This window comes from Bacillus sp. RC51, from assembly GCF_044908115.1.
Classification (GTDB): domain Bacteria; phylum Bacillota; class Bacilli; order Bacillales; family Bacillaceae_G; genus Bacillus_A; species Bacillus_A mycoides.
This window is the reverse complement of record NZ_JBIYCW010000002.1, coordinates 239,379-255,958: the sequence shown is the minus strand read 5'-3', so window position 1 is coordinate 255,958 and position 16,580 is coordinate 239,379. Positions and strand designations below refer to the sequence as shown.

The window sequence follows — 16,580 nt, the reverse complement described above, 5'->3', positions numbered from 1 at the left end:
GCGTATATTTTTCATTTTTTTAACAAAACATTTATTTTATGCGCTTCATCTACTGTAGCTAACATAATGGATTCGATTTCTGCACTCTTCTCTAAACACTCTTTCGCCCACTCTTCTGTTTTTCCTACTAAAGCTAGAACATCTTGCTGAATCCTCCCATCCTTTACTAATACAAAAGAAACTGGAGATCTTCTTCCCGCCACTTTCAGATCAAGCCGCGAAACTGCTTCATATTCTGGATACTGAAATATAGAAACAACACCATTCGCTTCCCACAATGCTAATTTAATCGTTTGAATATCGCTCACATTTCGCATACGAATTTCCGAAAATAAATATTCCACCGTAATTCTCGCTTTTTTCAAATTGCTAAAATCAATGGAACCATTGTGTATAAGAATAATAGGTGCTGGCTCTAAAAATCGTCTCCATCTATCCCATTTCAACATTAAGACTGAGCTTATAATGTGAAGTACAACGAGTATGAACGTTGTAATCATCGAGCCGAGTAACCCCACTTTTTCATCAGATAATGCGTTAGAAATATTCCCACCAAGCAATAATACTAATACGACATCTAAAAAACGAAGTTGTGCGATGGACCTTTGTCCCATCGCTTTCGCAACTAATATTAAAAATATGTATGCTATGATAGCTCGAATAACCCATTCACCATTAGATAGATGCCGTGCTCCTTCAAAAATATGCATATGCATCACTTTGCACTCCTTACCCGTCTCAAACTGCTATTCTGTCTTAGTTTGCAACGTTTAAGGGCATATATGTAAAAAAGCTAGTTCGTTTTTACACGAACTAGCTTTTTTACTTAACTGAAAACATATATTTTTTATACGTTTTCCGTACCGATAATATGAGCCCCATCATAATCATATTCGAAAATAAGGAACTTCCCCCATATGATAAGAAAGGTAATGCGATACCTTTTACAGGCATTAATCCAACGATCATACCGATGTTTTGGAATATTTGAACCGTTAGTATTCCTATTGATCCAGCACATAATAATGTACCAAATAAATTATCAGCAGAATAACCGATAATAATTGTTCGATATAGTAGTAATAGGAACAAGAACACAACTAACGCCGCTACTATAAATCCACCTTCTTCGGCAATTGTAGCGAAAATAAAGTCAGTGTGTTTCTCTGGAATATAGACGTTCCCTTCACCGAATCCTTTCCCTTCCATACCTCCACTACCTACAGCTAAAATCGATTGCTGTGTTTGATAGCCTTCATTTGCATTCTCAAATGGATTTAGCCAACCTATAATACGTGATTGTTGGTGAGGTTTTAACAAAGTAACTAATTTATTAAAGAAGAAATCTGGATATTTTACAAATATAAATATTAATGTAGACAATATGGTCACCGGAATGACTGTACATAACGCAATTAATTTCTTTTGAATTCCTGACATAAATAAAATACACGCGATAGCTGCTGCATATAAGAACACCATACCTGTATCCGGTTGGCTATATACAACGGCCATAGGCGGGAGGGATACTAGCATAATTTTACCTACTAATTTTAAATCCGTTTGGAATGTCCTTGCCATATACTGTGCATTATGCTTCACTGCTATACTTGCTACTACAAGAAGCAATGCGATTTTGAAAAACTCGGATGGCTGAATTTGTCCAAGTACTGGAAAAACGAACCACCTTTTTGCCCCTAACTTTTCAGGTGTGAAACCTGATGCTGGTAATACTTTCAAAAGAATAAGTGAAGCAAACCCAGCAATATAAAGCGGCCAAGACAATTTTTGCAACTGATCTAAGTCGATGCTAGCAACAAGAAGTAACAATACAACCCCAATTATGTAGTTAACTCCCTGCTTCATAGCAAAGTTTGCATCTCCATACTGTCCGGTTTGCTGACTGCTATATATAGCAGTTATACTTATAACACAAAATGCACACAAAATTAAAATTAATTTTACATCTAAACTTTTTAGAAACTCGGTACTTCTTTTCATGACATCCTCCTGAAACATTGTTACAGCAAAATAAAAAACCAGGAGTCAACATTCTTCATGTTTTGACGACTGATTACACATTATCTATAAAACACTTATATAGAATAACTCTCTTTTTCATACAATACAATATATTATACTACAGTTTCATCAGTAAGATTTGCCAAAAAAATTATTCTTTTCTTATTTTATATCTATATACCATATATCAGCAATGTATTTTCGTAAATTTCTAATACATAATCGTTCATTGTAAGATTACTGGGAAAAGTTTTGTACATATAGTAGGATGCAGATGAAGAAATAAGATGATAAAAAGCTCGCATAAGCGAGCTTTTTATTAATATACAGATGTATTATTTTCTGACGTATTTTCTAAAATTTCTTTTACACGTCCTAAGAACTTACCACAAATTAGGCCATCTAGTACACGGTGGTCAAGTGATAAACATAAGTTAACCATGTCGCGAGCACCGAACATACCATTATCCATAATTACTGGGCGTTTTACAATTGATTCAACTTGTAAAATAGCCGCTTGTGGGTAATTAATAATACCCATAGATTGAACAGAACCGAATGATCCTGTGTTATTAATTGTAAATGTTCCGCCTTGCATTTCGTCCGCTTTTAACGATTTCGTACGTACTTTTCCTGCAAGCTCTGTAATTTCACGAGCGATGCCTTTAATCGTTTTTTCGTCCGCGTGCTTAATTACTGGTACAAATAGTTCTTCCTCTGTTGCAACAGCGATAGAAAGGTTAATGTCCTTCTTCTGAACTATTTTATCGCCAGCCCACATTGAGTTAATTTGAGGATATTCTTTTAACGCCTGTGCTACTGCTTTTACGAAGAAAGCAAAGAACGTTAAGTTAAAGCCTTCACGCTTTTTGAAATCGCCTTTAATTGAGTTACGGTATGATACAAGGTTTGTCACATCTACTTCAATCATCATCCAAGCATGAGGTGCCTCATGTTTACTGCGTAACATATTTGCTGCAATTGCTTTACGCACACCTGTTACCGGAATCTCGATATCTCCAGGCATTGTCGGCACAGAAACTGGTTTTGCAGCTTCTACTTTTTGCGCTACCGGTGCTACTGCCGCTGATTTTGGTGCTTCTGGACGCTCTGCTACTGCAACAACTTCCTCTTTCTTGGCACCTGCTTGCGGAATATTTCCAGATTCCACTAGCTTTAAAATATCTTTACGAGTAATACGGCCATTTGCTCCCGTACCTTCTACTAAATCTAAATCAACATTATGCTCACCCGCAAGTTTTAAAACAGCTGGTGAAAAACGTGGTTTTCCATCAGTTGGTTGTTTTGCTTTCGGTGCTTTTTCAGGCGTAGTTATATCTGCCTTTGGTTCTTCTTTCGTTTTTTCCTCTACAGTTGTTGCTGCTACTTCATCTGCGCCTTCTACTTGAATGACACAAACAACTTCACCTACGGCTAACGTTTCACCTTCGCCAGCTATTAACTCTTTCACAATACCAGTGAAAGAAGATGGTACTTCGGCATTTACTTTGTCCGTCATTACTTCTGCAAGCGGATCATACTTATTTACGTGATCGCCAACATTAACGAGCCACTTACTAATTGTGCCCTCTGTAACGCTCTCCCCGAGCTGAGGCATTGTAATATTTTCTACAGCCATGTATAGTCCCCCCGATTAAAATTCCGCAAGTTCACGCATTGCTTTTTCAACTTTATCTGGATTTACCATAAAGAATTTTTCCATTGTTGGTGCATATGGCATTGCTGGAACGTCTGGGCCTGCAAGACGTGCAATTGGTGCATCTAAATCAAACAGGCAATTTTCAGCGATAATAGCTGCCACTTCACTTATAATACTTCCTTCTTTATTGTCTTCTGTTACAAGAAGAACTTTACCTGTTTTAGAAGCCGCTTCAATAATAGCTTCTTTATCTAACGGATATACCGTTCTTAAATCAAGAATGTGTGCAGAGATTCCATCTTGTGCTAACTTCTCAGCTGCTTGAAGAGCAAAGTGAACACATAATCCGTAAGTGATAACAGTAATATCATCACCTTCGCGTTTTACATCTGCTTTTCCGATTGGTAATACATAGTCATCTTCTGGCACTTCACCTTTAATTAAGCGATATGCACGCTTATGCTCAAAGAATAATACTGGATCTTCATCACGAATTGCAGCTTTTAATAAGCCTTTTGCATCATATGGTGTAGAAGGGATAACAATTTTTAAACCTGGTTGGTTTGCAAACATCGCTTCTACAGATTGTGAATGATACAATGCACCGTGAACACCCCCGCCGAATGGCGCACGAATTGTAACTGGACAAGTCCAATCGTTGTTAGAACGATAACGAATTTTTGCTGCCTCAGAAACAATTTGGTTTACTGCTGGCATGATGAAATCAGCAAACTGCATTTCAGCGATTGGACGCATACCATACATTGCCGCACCAATTGCTACCCCAGCAATTGCAGATTCTGCAAGCGGTGCATCAAGCGCACGATCTTCACCAAATTGATCATACAAACCGTGTGTCGCTTTAAACACGCCACCTTTTTTACCAACATCTTCTCCTAAAACGAATACTTTCTCATCGCGTTCCATTTCTTCGCGCATTGCTAATGTAATAGCATCAATATAAGACATTACAGCCATGAAACGTTCCCCCCTATTCTGCGTATACGTGCTTCAATGCATCTTCAGGTGCTGCATACGGAGCATTTTCTGCATATTCTGTTGCTTCATTTACGATATGCATGATTTCGTCTAGCATTTGTTTTTCAAATTCCTCAGTTAACACACCAACTTCTTTTAAATAAGCTGCAAATGTTATAATTGAATCTTTTTTCTTCGCTTCTTCTACCTCTTCTTTATCACGATAAACACGATCATCGTCGTCACTAGAATGTGCTGTTAAACGATATGATACTGCTTCAATTAAAGTCGGACCTTCACCACGACGACCGCGGTCTGCTGCTTCTTTTACAGCTTTATATACTGCAAGCGGATCGTTTCCGTCTATTGTATATCCAGGCATGCCGTAACCAATTGCACGATCTGATACGTTTTTACATGCTAATTGTTTTTCAACTGGAATAGAGATTGCATATTTGTTATTTTCACACATGAAAATAACAGGTAGTTTGTGTACACCAGCAAAGTTTGCTCCTTCATGGAAGTCACCTTGGTTTGAAGAGCCTTCTCCGAATGTAACGAACGTTACTAAATCTTTCTTCTCCATTTTTCCAGCTAGTGCAATACCAACTGCATGTGGTACTTGCGTTGTTACTGGTGATGATCCTGTAACAATACGATTTTTCTTTTGACCGAAGTGACCAGGCATTTGACGACCACCAGAGTTTGGATCTCCAGCTTTTGCGAAAGCAGACAACATAAGCTCTTTAGCTGTCATACCAAACGCTAGTACAACACCCATATCACGGTAGTATGGTAATGCATAATCTTTCTCTCTATCAAGAGCGAACGCCGCTCCAACTTGTGCAGCCTCTTGTCCTTGACAAGAAATTACGAATGGAATTTTACCTGCACGGTTTAATAACCACATACGTTCGTCAATTTTACGTGCAAGTAACATCGTACGGAACATTTCTAATACTTGCTCATCGCTTAAGCCAAGCTCTTCATGGCGCTTTTCTTTTACTTCTGCCATTTTTCATAACCTCCTAAATCCACATTTTTATGCGTGTAACGCTCTTCCATCTACAGCAAGTGCAGCTTCACCAATCGCCTCAGATAATGATGGATGCGGATGAATTGTATGTGCCACTTCCCAAGGTGTTGCATCAAGTACTCTTGCAAGACCAGCTTCAGAAATCATATCTGTTACATGTGGTCCGATCATATGAACACCGAGAATGTCATTTGTTTCTTCATCAACTACAAGTTTTACAAAACCGTCTGATTCTCCGTATACAAGTGCCTTTCCGATTGCACGGAATGAGAACTTACCTACTTTTAACTTATAGCCTTTTTCTTTTGCTTCTTGTTCTGTTAAGCCGACAGAAGCAACTTCTGGACTACTATATACGCATTTTGATACCATAGAATAATCAATTGGTGTAACTTCTTTACCAGCGATATGTTCTACTGCAACAATTCCTTCATGAGAAGCAACGTGAGCAAGTTGCAAGCCACCGATTACATCTCCAATTGCGTAAATATGAGATTCCTTCGTTTGATAAAACTCATTTGTTTGAATGTATCCTTTTTCCACAACAATATCTGTGTTCTCTAAGCCCATATTTTGCGTATTCGCTTGTCTTCCTACAGATACAAGCATTTTTTCTGCTTTAAATGCTTTGTTCTCACCGTTATGTTCAGCTTGAATTGTTACTCCATTATCTTTTACCAATGTTTCTGGTAATACTTTTGCACCAGTTACCACTTTAATACCTTTTTTCTTGAATAGACGTTGCATTTCTTTTGAAACGTCATTATCTTCTAGTGGTAATATGTTTTTCGCATATTCTAATACAGTAACTTCTACACCGAAGTCAGCAAGCATAGATGCCCACTCAATACCAATTACACCGCCACCAACGATAATGATTGAGCTAGGAAGCGTTTCCATTTTTAGGGCATGATCCGAAGACATTACATACTCTCCGTCTAACTCTAATCCTGGTAATGAATTTGGGCGAGAACCTGTTGCAACAAGTACATTTTTTGGAATTAACATTTCATTCTCTTCTCCACTTGCAAGTTCAACTGAAATTGTACCTGGCATTGGAGAGAAAATAGATGGGCCAAGAATACGGCCAATACCTTCAAACACATCAATTTTACCTTGTTTCATTAAATGCTGAACGCCTTTATGAAGCTGCGTTACAATCTTCTCTTTACGCTCTTGTACTTTAGCAAAGTTTAGTTCTACATTACTTGCAATAACTCCGAACTCTTCTCCTTTTTTAGCAGTTGCGTATACTTCCGCACTACGTAAAAGAGCTTTACTAGGAATACATCCTTTGTGTAAACAAGTACCACCAAGATTTTCTTTTTCAACAAGTGCAGTTTTTAACCCTAGTTGTGATGCACGAATAGCAGCAACATATCCACCAGTACCGCCGCCAACGATGACTAAATCATATTCTCTTGCCATTATCTCAACCCCTAGCTACTGTTTGTTTTTCTCGTACAATATATTCTTTTGGAGCTTCTTCTTCACGTAATACACGAAGTGCTCCTTCTGCTAACGCTTGTAATTCATCTTCTCCTGGATGTACGATAACATCTGCAATCCAGTGAACACGTTCTTTTATTTCATCGACAAGAATTTTACTGTACGCAAGTCCACCAGTTAATACGATTGCATCGATTTTCCCGTGAAGTACAGCACTAGCTCCGCCAATCTCTTTTGCAACTTGATACGCCATTGCTTTATAAATAAGTGTTGCTTCAGGATCACCTTTTTCAACCATTTGTTCTACTTTAATTGCATCGTTTGTACCGATAAGACTTACAAGTCCACCTTGTCCGACAAGTTTTTTAACCATTTCGTCTCGGTAATACTCACCAGAAAAACACATTTCAACTAATTGTCCTACTGGTACTGTACCAGCACGCTCTGGACTAAATGGTCCTTCTCCGTTTAAGCCATTATTCACATCGATAACTTTTCCTTTTTTATGAGCACCAACTGTAATACCGCCGCCCATATGTGTAACTAATAAATTTAAATCCTCATATTTGTGATTTAATTCATCTGCTACTTTACGAGCAACCGCTTTTTGGTTTAATGCATGGAAAATACTTTTACGTTCCATACCAGCAATACCGCTAATACGAGCAATTGGCTCCATTTCATCTACAACGACAGGATCCACAATGAATGCAGGAATGTTTAATCCAGAAGCAATTTCATATGCTAAAATGCCTCCAAGGTTTGAAGCGTGATGACCGCTAAACCCATTTTTCAAATCTTCTAACATCGCATCGTTTACTGTATACGTACCGCCTTCGATTGGACGAAGTAATCCACCACGCCCACAAACAGCGTTTAATTTTGAAATGTTAATACCATGAGAATGTAGAACTTCTAAAATCGTTTCTTTACGAAACTCATATTGGTCGATAATTCGCTTATATTTTCCAATCTGTTCTACGTCATGACGAATAGTTTCTTCTAGAACGGGTCTTTCATTATCAAAAACACCAATCTTTGTGGATGTACTACCTGGGTTAATAACAAGAATTCGATTTACAGACAATGTTGCTACCTCCACTAATAAATTTAAAAGGAAGTGGAAACCTCATAAGAGGTAACCACACCTTTTGTAAAAGTTATATATGAATGATTAGCGACGGCTAATAATGTCGTGACCGTTGCGTAAGTATGTGCTACGAGAGTTTTTCAAGCTTGCAATGCGCTCTTCAGCTAGACGATCTGCTGCTACATAAGTTGCTATGCCATCGCGTTTTGAAATTTCGATTACTTTTGCAATTGTGTCATAAATAGACTCAACACGTTTTAATGCACGTTCTCTATTGTATCCATATAATTCGTCTGCTACGTTAATTACGCCACCTGCATTAATAACATAGTCTGGTGCGTATACAATACCCATTTCATGAATAAGGTCGCCGTGACGATCTTCTTTTAATTGGTTATTTGCAGAACCTGCGATTACTTTTGCTTTAAGTTGTGGAATAGTTTCATCATTAACTGTTGCGCCTAATGCACATGGTGCGTAAATATCACATTCAACACCGTAAATTTCATTTGGCTCAACTGCTGTTGCACCGAATTCTTCTACTGCACGTTGTACAGCTTCTTTATTAATATCTGTAACGATTAATTTTGCTCCTTCAGCGTGTAAATGTTTGCATAGGTGATACGCTACGTTACCAACACCTTGAATAGAAATTACTCTTCCTTCTAGGTTATCTGTACCAAATGCTTCTTTTGCAGCTGCTTTCATACCACGGTAAACACCGTATGCAGTTACTGGAGATGGGTTACCAGAAGAACCGAATGATGGTGAAATCCCTGTTACAAAATCAGTTTCCTCATGGATAATATCCATATCATCTACTGTTGTACCAACATCTTCAGCTGTAATGTAACGTCCGTTTAGTCCTTGAATGTAGCGTCCTAATGCACGGAACATCGCTTCGCTTTTATCTTTACGTGGATCACCGATAATTACTGTTTTTGCACCACCTAAGTTTAAACCAGCTGCTGCATTTTTGTATGTCATCCCTTTTGCAAGACGCAATGCATCTTCAATCGCCGCTTCTTCAGAATCATATGTCCACATTCTTGTTCCACCAAGAGCTGGTCCAAGTGTTGTATCATGGATTGCAATGATTGCTTTTAAACCAGATTCTTTATCTTGACAAAATACCACTTGCTCATAATCATATTTTTCTAAGTATTCGAAGATTTCTAATGTCATTGTCGTTTCCCCCTAATTGTTTTACCCTATTTGGTTTATTTTGAAGCAGTCGCAACTGCCAATGCTAATGAATATACTTTTGTTTCTGCTGAATCAGCACGTGATGTTAAAACAATCGGTGCTTTAGCGCCAGCAATCATCGCTCCTACCTTTGCATTTGCAAAATAGACGAGTGATTTATATAGCACATTTCCAGCTTCAATCGTTGGGACGAGTAAAATGTCTGCCTTACCTGCTACATCACTTACTATGCCTTTATGTTCTGCTGCAATTTGTGATACTGCATTATCTAAAGCAAGTGGTCCATCAACGACACAATTTTTAATTTGTCCGCGGCGATTCATTTGAGTTAACATCGCTGCATCAATTGTCGCTTGCATCGCAGGATTAACAACCTCTACCGCTGCAATTGGCGCTACCTTCGGCAAATCAATTCCTATTGCCTGGGCAACTTCTACAGTATTTTGTATAATAGCAGCTTTTTGTGTTACATCAGGTGCAATGTTCATCGCTGCGTCTGTAACAAAAATAAGACGATCGTAATTTGGAACTTCAAACGCTGCAACATGTGAAAGCACGCTGCCCTTACGAAGTCCCCACTCTTTATTTAATACAGCTTTCAAAATATTTGCTGTTGGGATGTTCCCCTTCATTAGCACATCTGCTTCGCCATTGCTTACAGATTTAACAGAAAGTTCTGCAGCCTCAGCACTTGACGCTGCTGCAATCACTTCAATATGTTCTGAAGTTTGTAACCCATGCTCTTGTAGCATCCCTATTATTTTCTCTTGATTTCCATATAGACGAAATTGAGCTAGCTGTAACTTGATTGCTTTCGCTACAGCTTCAATTACTTCATGATCTTCAGCTACTGCTACAGCCACAGTTTTTTTAGGCTGTCCTGCTGCTTGATCAATTAAGTGTTCTAACTTCATATTTTGTAATCAACCCTTTCCGTCGTCCCTCGTCTATTCATTAAGCAAATACCGTGCCAACTTTTAAAAGTGGTCTTACCAATAATGAAAACGCATTCAAAATGCAGTAAAATCAATACTTTGGAAAACAACGGAATATTCTGTCTCGTTTTGTCGCTTTTTGTATACCGTGCAATAAATTGCGCGGTACGCAATTTATTGCATGCTATTTTTTGCACAGTCATACTTTTCTAGCTTGTAATATAAGTTTCGAACTGAAATTCCTAACGCTTTTGCAGTCTTCGTTTTGTTCCCATCAAATTTCTCTAAATATTCACGGATAATATTCCCCTCAAATTCTGTCACTAGGTGTTCAAGGGCCTTCTCTTCTAATTCAGATAATAAATTATTTTGTTTCGTCTCTACTTGTTCTTCTTTATGTAAAGGCGGTAAATGATGTACATCAATATATATCTCGTTATAATTCATAAAGATAATAGCTCGTCCTAAAATATTTTCAAGTTCCCTAACATTCCCTGGCCATTCATATGATTGTAAATACGAAACGGCTGAATCGGTGAGTCCTTCTACATTACGACCATAGTCTTGATTAATTTTTTGAATTAACCTTTCTGCAATCGCTGGTATATCTCCTTTACGCTGACGAAGGGAAGGAATTTGAATCGGGATTTTATTTAAACGATAATATAAGTCCTCTCTGAAATTCCCTTCTAAAATAGCTTTTTCTAAATTCACATGCGTCGCAGCGATCACTCGAACATTAATAGGTATCGCTTTCGTTCCCCCTACTTTCACAATTTCCTTTTCTTGTAGCACACGAAGGAGCTTCGCTTGCGTATTTGCAGATAACTCTCCGATTTCATCTAAAAAAACACTTCCATTATTCGCTTCTTCAAAGAACCCTCGTTTCCCGCCTCTTTTCGCTCCAGAAAACGCACCTTCCTCATAACCGAATAATTCACTTTCTAATAAGGTCTCAGAAATAGCAGCACAGTTTACTCGTACAAACTTATTGTATTTTCGATTACTACTGTTATGAATAGCGTGTGCAAATAACTCTTTCCCCGTACCAGATTCCCCTCTAAGCAATACTGTTGCCGGTGTATTCGCTCCAAGTTTTGCTTGTTCAATAGCTGCCGTCGTTTCATCTGAATCACCAACAATATCATCAAATGAATATTTTGCTTCTAACGTTCGAATAATTTGTCTTGCCCTATTCAATTCATTTGTTAACTTTTGAATTTCTGATACATCGCGAATTACCCCGACGCTCCCTTTCAATATTCCATCGACAATAACCGGTGCTACGTTTACAATTACATCTCGCTTTTTTTGCCCAATCTTCATATGTATTCCTCGTACCGCTCGGCGCGTCCGAAGTACTTTCATATGCATACTTTCACCTTCCACAATATCAGTTGTAGCCGGCTTCCCAATAATTTCTTCTTCAGTCAAACCCGTTAACTTCGTATAAGCAGGGTTTATAACTAGTCCTCTTCCTTTCTCATCAACAACCGAAATTGCTTCCTCAGATGAGTTAATAATCGCCTCAAGTAGCGTTTGAATTTCTTTTAAGTCTGTAACTTCTTCCGCTAAATCTACAACTTCTGTAATGTCTTTAAAAATCGCAAATGCCCCTTGAACCTCTCCACCTTCTTTTAATATCGGAATACGCGTTGTAATAATCTTTTTTTCATTCTCTAACGTCAGTTCATGATTCACTTCTATTTTTTTCGTGCGTATAATACGAAGCAACTTACTCGTTGGAATAACTTCTAAAATATATTTCCCTATTGCTTCCTCTTTTTTATATCCAGTAATACGCTCTGCGCTTTTATTAAACAGACGAACTTGTCCCTCTTGGTCTATAACAATCATACCGTCATGCGTTGAATTTAAAATTAAATTCCCTTGTTGCGTCTGTTCTTCTAGCTTTCCAATTAAACTTTCCTTCTCATGCGCTAGTCTCGTAACAATTTTTGCAATATCCCCTGGTATAAGAAGAGTATCTTTATGCTTACTTCCCAATAACACTTTATGTAAATCATAATCACCTGTCATATCAAACATTACATCAATATGCATAGAAAGAAACGGAGTTACACTATCACCAATCGGAACTCCATGTTCCTTTGCGATTTGTAATCCTTTCGCAATTGGATTAATATCAATAACCCCTATAATTTGAAATATATTCGAATTTTGCAACAGACTCAGCAGTGTACTCCCACCTTCACCTGCTCCAACAATTAACACATTTTGTTTCATACATTACACTTCCTCTCGAAGTATCTCTGCAAAATTTTTCACATTCTTATCTTACTCGTTCAGCAACCTCTTGACAAACCCCCATTCCATATAACATCATTAAAATACACAAAATAATCTGAAAAGGAGCGTTATGTATGCAGCGTTACCTCGCTCTATCATTAGCACTCATCCCAATTTCATTAGCCGTGCTTGGTATTAAACTAATGAGAGATACTGTATTTGGGATTTTATTCTCCCCAATCCCTATATTATGGTTACAATTTTTAATCGGCGCTCTTTGCTTTGCACTCGGGTTTTATATTTTCGGCGGCTTCGTCTTACACAGAGATCGTAAGAGAAATAAAGTGCAAGCTCGCTTCAGAAGATAGAACAAAGTTTTCACATACCGATAAAAAAATGAGACCATTATATTAGGTCTCATTTTTTTATCGGTAATAAAGTTCTTGCTGTTTCAGGATGATCAGTAATAATCGCTGATATATTCATATCAAAATATTTACGCATAAGCGTTTCTTCATTTATTGTGTAAGGACGAACCTCCACACCACTTTCCATCGTTAATTCAGCGATAGCATCTTGAAGATAACGATAATTCGGATGTACTGCATTAGCACCCATCTTTTTTGCATATGCCCACGGGCTATGCAAACCTTCACGATACAAAATAGCTGTTTGAATATCAGGAGCCATCAAATGACATTTTTTCATACTGTAGTGATTAAACGAAGAAAATATAACACGATCCTCTAGACTAAACTTACGTACAAGTGTTATAACCTCTTCTTCTAAACCTCTGTATGGAATTTTATTATTTTTCAGTTCAATATTGAGTAGCAATTTCGTTTTTGCGAGCCATTCTAACACCTCTTCTAGAAGAGGTATTTTGCAAAAACCTACTTTGTCACCGAATTTATAACTCGCATCCAACTTACATAAATCCTCATATAAATAATTTCGAACCGCACCTTTTCCATTTGTTGTCCGATCCACCGTTTCATCATGAATAACGACAACTTTTCCATCTTTCGTGAATTGAACATCGAGTTCAATTCCATCTGCCCCGAAAGCCTCCGCCGCTTCAAATGAAATCATTGTATTTTCCGGATACGTTCCCGCTGCACCACGATGTGCAAATATAAGAGTCATCCTCACTCCCCCAATCTTATGCTATACTATACGAAAAAGGAGGTACTTCTATGAGACCATTACAAATTTCTCCAGACACTGCAGTCCGCCTATCAAAAGCGTTAGGTGTTCCACTTGAACAACTTATGCATATGCCACAGCATATTTTAATACAAAAGTTAGTTGAATTAGAAAAACAAAATAAAGACGAAGAATAATATAGTCCTGTTTTGCAGGGCTTTTTATTATCACCTATTATATCACGGATAACTTACCCACTAAAATTATGAATGTGGGAAACAAAATAAAAGATCAACGAGTGTTTTAAACTCATTGATCTTTTATAAAAATATTTATTTTGAATATACTAATCTCAACTAGCCTTATGTTCAAGTCTCAGCTTATCCGCAACCATTGCGATGAACTCGGAATTCGTAGGTTTTGCTTTTGACATGGATACTGTATAACCAAATAAGGACGAAATAGAATCAATATTCCCACGGCTCCAAGCTACTTCAATTGCGTGACGGATTGCGCGCTCGACACGGCTTGCTGTTGTATTATATTTCTTTGCAATATCTGGATATAATACTTTCGTAATAGATCCTAGTAATTCGATATCATTGTACACCATAGAGATTGCTTCTCGTAAGTACATGTACCCTTTAATATGAGCGGGTACACCAATTTCATGAATGATACTTGTAATACTCGCATCTAAGTTTTTCGGTTTTCCATCGATCGTTGTTGCTGATCGGAAAGATGGTAATGGACGTTTAATAGTAGCACTTTCCTTACCACTAACTTGACGAATATGACTTGTTAAATTCTCCATATCAAATGGTTTTAATATGAAATATGATGCTCCTAAATCAACCGCTTTTTTCGTCACATCTTCTTGTCCGAATGCTGTCAACATAATAACGCTAGGTTGTCTTAATCTTTCAATATGTCGCATTTTCTCTAGCACAGCTAGACCATCTAAATGTGGCATAATAATGTCTAAAACGAGTATATCAGGCTGCTTTTCTTTCAATAAGTTTAAACATTCTTGACCATTGTAAGCAATTCCGATAACTTCCATATCATCTTGGGCAGCAACATAACTCTCTAGCATCGATACCAATTCTTTATTATCATCCACAAGACATACTTTAATTTTCTCCACAGTTTTTCCTCCCTTACCGAATCGATTCTTCCGACATGTGTAAGCTTCTAGGCTACATGAATTGTTCGACAATTGTGTGAAAATTCCCTTTAAAGTTTCTTACTTTCCGATAAAATCACAAAAAAATATGTTTATCGTTCATTTTTTTACTTTCGCAACACATTCCATCATAGAATTACAGCGAAACGTTCAACCCTTTGCTTATATCTTACAACAAAAAACAGCTCTTGCGGAGCTTTTACAAAATTTCAACGAATTTTTCAAAAGAAAAGCGAGCTAATATGTATTAGCTCGCTTTTTTCTCTTGATCATAAATATTAATTCCAGCCTCATGTAACATCCATTCAATATGAACACCGTATCCTGACGTTGGATCATTTACAAATACATGTGTAACCGCACCAATTACTTTCCCATTTTGTACAATCGGACTTCCACTCATTCCTTGTACAATACCACCCGTTTTTGCTAGTAAACGTTTATCTGTCACTTTTATAACCATACCTTTTGTAGCTGGGAACTTTTGTGGTACCGTACTAACAACTTCAATATCAAATGCTTCCACCTTATCTTGATCAATAACTGTTAATATTTTCGCTGGCCCTTCTTTTACTTGATGGGATAATGCGATAGGCATTGCTTTATCCATTATGCCGTTTGTCATATCTGTATTTAATTTCCCAAAAATACCATACGGGCTATTTATTGTAATATTACCAATCACTTCACGATCCGGTGAAAATCTTGCTAATTTTTCTCCCGGGTTCCCGTGACTTCCTCTTTCAATAGACGTTACTGTCGAACGCATAATTTGTCCATCTTCTACTTGAATTGGTTTTTTTGTATCATTATCGGAAATTACATGACCAAGCGCTCCATATTTCATAGAATCTGGATGTACAAATGTCATCGTTCCGATACCAGCTGCTGAATCACGAATATACAGTCCAATTCGGTAAGAGGATTCACCATTGTCTTTTTGTGGTGTTAGCTTAGCACGAATATATTTTCCATCTCTTAATAAAACAAGATTAAGCGGTTCACCTGTTTCTCCACTATTATGAATAAATGGTGCTACATCACTCATTCTTTCAATTGTTTTACCATTGATTTCAGTAATCATATCTCCAATCTGTACACCAGCTGTTTCACCAGGAGATACTTTACCCTTTTCAGTTTGAATTAAATGATGGCCTACAACAAGTACACCTTTTGTGTTCAATTTTACACCAATCGATTGTCCACCTGGAATAACTTTAAAATCTTTTAATACTTTCACATTTACTTTTTTCACTGGAAAACCAGCAAGTTGAAACACCATATCAGCTTCACCATTTTGGTGAGAATTTACCATAAGTTCTTGTTCATTTGAACTTACAGTAAACACATTACGATTTGTAGATGCAGCCTTAAAAACTGGTAATGATGCTATTTCTGATTGTTGTCCTTCAAAAACAACAAGTTGCTTCGGCGATGAAATAAACGTTCGAAGCGGTTTAAAACATCCAATAAAAACTAGAGAAACAAGGAGACAAAGACCTATTATTTTTCGAAATCTTTCTAATTTCAATTTGTTCACTCTCCTCGCTCCTACCCCACATTCAGCCTCTTGGCTTCACTTTTTAATCTCTCCTTGCAGCGCTTTATTTATAACCGGAAGA

15 protein-coding genes are annotated in these 16,580 nt (G+C 37.5%); 2 read left to right on the top strand and 13 right to left on the bottom strand.

Features of this window, described 5'->3' with window-relative positions:
- Positions 1 to 11: 11 nt before the first annotated feature.
- The 10 genes from ABH959_RS06080 to ABH959_RS06035 form a co-directional block, all read right to left on the bottom strand.
- Positions 12 to 716, bottom strand: a complete 705-nt coding sequence (locus tag ABH959_RS06080) for a DUF421 domain-containing protein (protein ID WP_113937098.1) — start codon at positions 714 to 716, stop codon at positions 12 to 14.
- A gap of 106 nt (positions 717 to 822) precedes the next feature.
- Positions 823 to 2,001 (bottom strand): FtsW/RodA/SpoVE family cell cycle protein, encoded by a 1,179-nt coding sequence (locus ABH959_RS06075; RefSeq protein WP_113937097.1) that lies wholly within the window; start codon positions 1,999 to 2,001, stop codon positions 823 to 825.
- Positions 2,002 to 2,341: 340 nt separating this feature from the next.
- The gene (locus tag ABH959_RS06070) at positions 2,342 to 3,661 is read right to left on the bottom strand and encodes a dihydrolipoamide acetyltransferase family protein (protein WP_113937096.1); all 1,320 of its coding nucleotides are present in this window, start codon (positions 3,659 to 3,661) and stop codon (positions 2,342 to 2,344) included.
- A gap of 15 nt (positions 3,662 to 3,676) precedes the next feature.
- Complete coding sequence (gene bfmBAB / locus ABH959_RS06065) at positions 3,677 to 4,660, bottom strand: 3-methyl-2-oxobutanoate dehydrogenase subunit beta (protein WP_000290070.1); 984 nt, start codon at positions 4,658 to 4,660, stop codon at positions 3,677 to 3,679.
- A gap of 13 nt (positions 4,661 to 4,673) precedes the next feature.
- Positions 4,674 to 5,675 (bottom strand): 3-methyl-2-oxobutanoate dehydrogenase subunit alpha, encoded by a 1,002-nt coding sequence (gene bfmBAA, locus ABH959_RS06060; RefSeq protein WP_002033961.1) that lies wholly within the window; start codon positions 5,673 to 5,675, stop codon positions 4,674 to 4,676.
- A 27-nt stretch (positions 5,676 to 5,702) separates the two neighbouring features.
- Complete coding sequence (gene lpdA / locus ABH959_RS06055; RefSeq protein WP_002033960.1) at positions 5,703 to 7,124, bottom strand: dihydrolipoyl dehydrogenase; 1,422 nt, start codon at positions 7,122 to 7,124, stop codon at positions 5,703 to 5,705.
- 4 nt (positions 7,125 to 7,128) lie between these two features.
- Positions 7,129 to 8,232 (bottom strand): butyrate kinase, encoded by a 1,104-nt coding sequence (buk, locus tag ABH959_RS06050; RefSeq protein ID WP_002088555.1) that lies wholly within the window; start codon positions 8,230 to 8,232, stop codon positions 7,129 to 7,131.
- Positions 8,233 to 8,319: 87 nt separating this feature from the next.
- Positions 8,320 to 9,420 carry a leucine dehydrogenase gene (locus ABH959_RS06045; RefSeq protein ID WP_002015088.1) on the bottom strand — a complete coding sequence of 367 codons (1,101 nt, stop codon included), beginning with the start codon at positions 9,418 to 9,420 and terminating at the stop codon, positions 8,320 to 8,322.
- Between the two features lie 35 nt (positions 9,421 to 9,455).
- Positions 9,456 to 10,355 (bottom strand): phosphate butyryltransferase, encoded by a 900-nt coding sequence (gene yqiS, locus ABH959_RS06040; protein WP_002033959.1) that lies wholly within the window; start codon positions 10,353 to 10,355, stop codon positions 9,456 to 9,458.
- Between the two features lie 195 nt (positions 10,356 to 10,550).
- A complete protein-coding gene (locus ABH959_RS06035; RefSeq protein WP_404492381.1) occupies positions 10,551 to 12,623 on the bottom strand; it encodes a sigma 54-interacting transcriptional regulator in 2,073 nt (690 codons plus the stop codon).
- Positions 12,624 to 12,760: 137 nt separating this feature from the next.
- Between ABH959_RS06035 and ABH959_RS06030 the strand changes: the two genes are divergently transcribed.
- A complete protein-coding gene (locus ABH959_RS06030) occupies positions 12,761 to 12,994 on the top strand; it encodes a DUF2627 domain-containing protein (RefSeq protein WP_002111735.1) in 234 nt (77 codons plus the stop codon).
- A 49-nt stretch (positions 12,995 to 13,043) separates the two neighbouring features.
- On the opposite strand, the gene ABH959_RS06025 is transcribed toward ABH959_RS06030, so the two are convergent.
- Positions 13,044 to 13,772 (bottom strand): glycerophosphodiester phosphodiesterase, encoded by a 729-nt coding sequence (locus ABH959_RS06025; RefSeq protein WP_404492380.1) that lies wholly within the window; start codon positions 13,770 to 13,772, stop codon positions 13,044 to 13,046.
- Positions 13,773 to 13,822: 50 nt separating this feature from the next.
- On the opposite strand from ABH959_RS06025, the gene ABH959_RS06020 reads away from it, so the two are divergent.
- Complete coding sequence (locus ABH959_RS06020; protein ID WP_001247671.1) at positions 13,823 to 13,969, top strand: YycC family protein; 147 nt, start codon at positions 13,823 to 13,825, stop codon at positions 13,967 to 13,969.
- A 155-nt stretch (positions 13,970 to 14,124) separates the two neighbouring features.
- Here the strand turns inward: ABH959_RS06020 and spo0A are convergent, their stop codons facing one another.
- Both spo0A and spoIVB read right to left on the bottom strand, forming a co-directional pair.
- Positions 14,125 to 14,919 (bottom strand): sporulation transcription factor Spo0A, encoded by a 795-nt coding sequence (gene spo0A / locus ABH959_RS06015; protein ID WP_002015081.1) that lies wholly within the window; start codon positions 14,917 to 14,919, stop codon positions 14,125 to 14,127.
- A 286-nt stretch (positions 14,920 to 15,205) separates the two neighbouring features.
- Positions 15,206 to 16,498 (bottom strand): SpoIVB peptidase, encoded by a 1,293-nt coding sequence (gene spoIVB / locus ABH959_RS06010; protein WP_002015079.1) that lies wholly within the window; start codon positions 16,496 to 16,498, stop codon positions 15,206 to 15,208.
- Positions 16,499 to 16,580: the final 82 nt, after the last annotated feature.

Bases quoted from the DNA above. Each gene is read 5' to 3' on its own strand.
- ABH959_RS06070 (WP_113937096.1), bottom strand. From the start codon at position 3,661: ATGGCTGTAGAAAATATTACAATGCCTCAGCTCGGGGAGAGCGTTACA.
- ABH959_RS06045 (WP_002015088.1), bottom strand. From the start codon at position 9,420: ATGACATTAGAAATCTTCGAATACTTAGAAAAATATGATTATGAGCAA.
- yqiS (WP_002033959.1), bottom strand. From the start codon at position 10,355: ATGAAGTTAGAACACTTAATTGATCAAGCAGCAGGACAGCCTAAAAAA.
- ABH959_RS06035 (WP_404492381.1), bottom strand. From the start codon at position 12,623: ATGAAACAAAATGTGTTAATTGTTGGAGCAGGTGAAGGTGGGAGTACA.
- bfmBAB (WP_000290070.1), bottom strand. From the start codon at position 4,660: ATGGCTGTAATGTCTTATATTGATGCTATTACATTAGCAATGCGCGAA.
- ABH959_RS06075 (WP_113937097.1), bottom strand. From the start codon at position 2,001: ATGAAAAGAAGTACCGAGTTTCTAAAAAGTTTAGATGTAAAATTAATT.
- ABH959_RS06030 (WP_002111735.1), top strand. From the start codon at position 12,761: ATGCAGCGTTACCTCGCTCTATCATTAGCACTCATCCCAATTTCATTA.
- bfmBAA (WP_002033961.1), bottom strand. From the start codon at position 5,675: ATGGCAGAAGTAAAAGAAAAGCGCCATGAAGAGCTTGGCTTAAGCGAT.
- ABH959_RS06025 (WP_404492380.1), bottom strand. From the start codon at position 13,772: ATGACTCTTATATTTGCACATCGTGGTGCAGCGGGAACGTATCCGGAA.
- lpdA (WP_002033960.1), bottom strand. From the start codon at position 7,124: ATGGCAAGAGAATATGATTTAGTCATCGTTGGCGGCGGTACTGGTGGA.
- ABH959_RS06080 (WP_113937098.1), bottom strand. From the start codon at position 716: ATGCATATGCATATTTTTGAAGGAGCACGGCATCTATCTAATGGTGAA.
- ABH959_RS06020 (WP_001247671.1), top strand. From the start codon at position 13,823: ATGAGACCATTACAAATTTCTCCAGACACTGCAGTCCGCCTATCAAAA.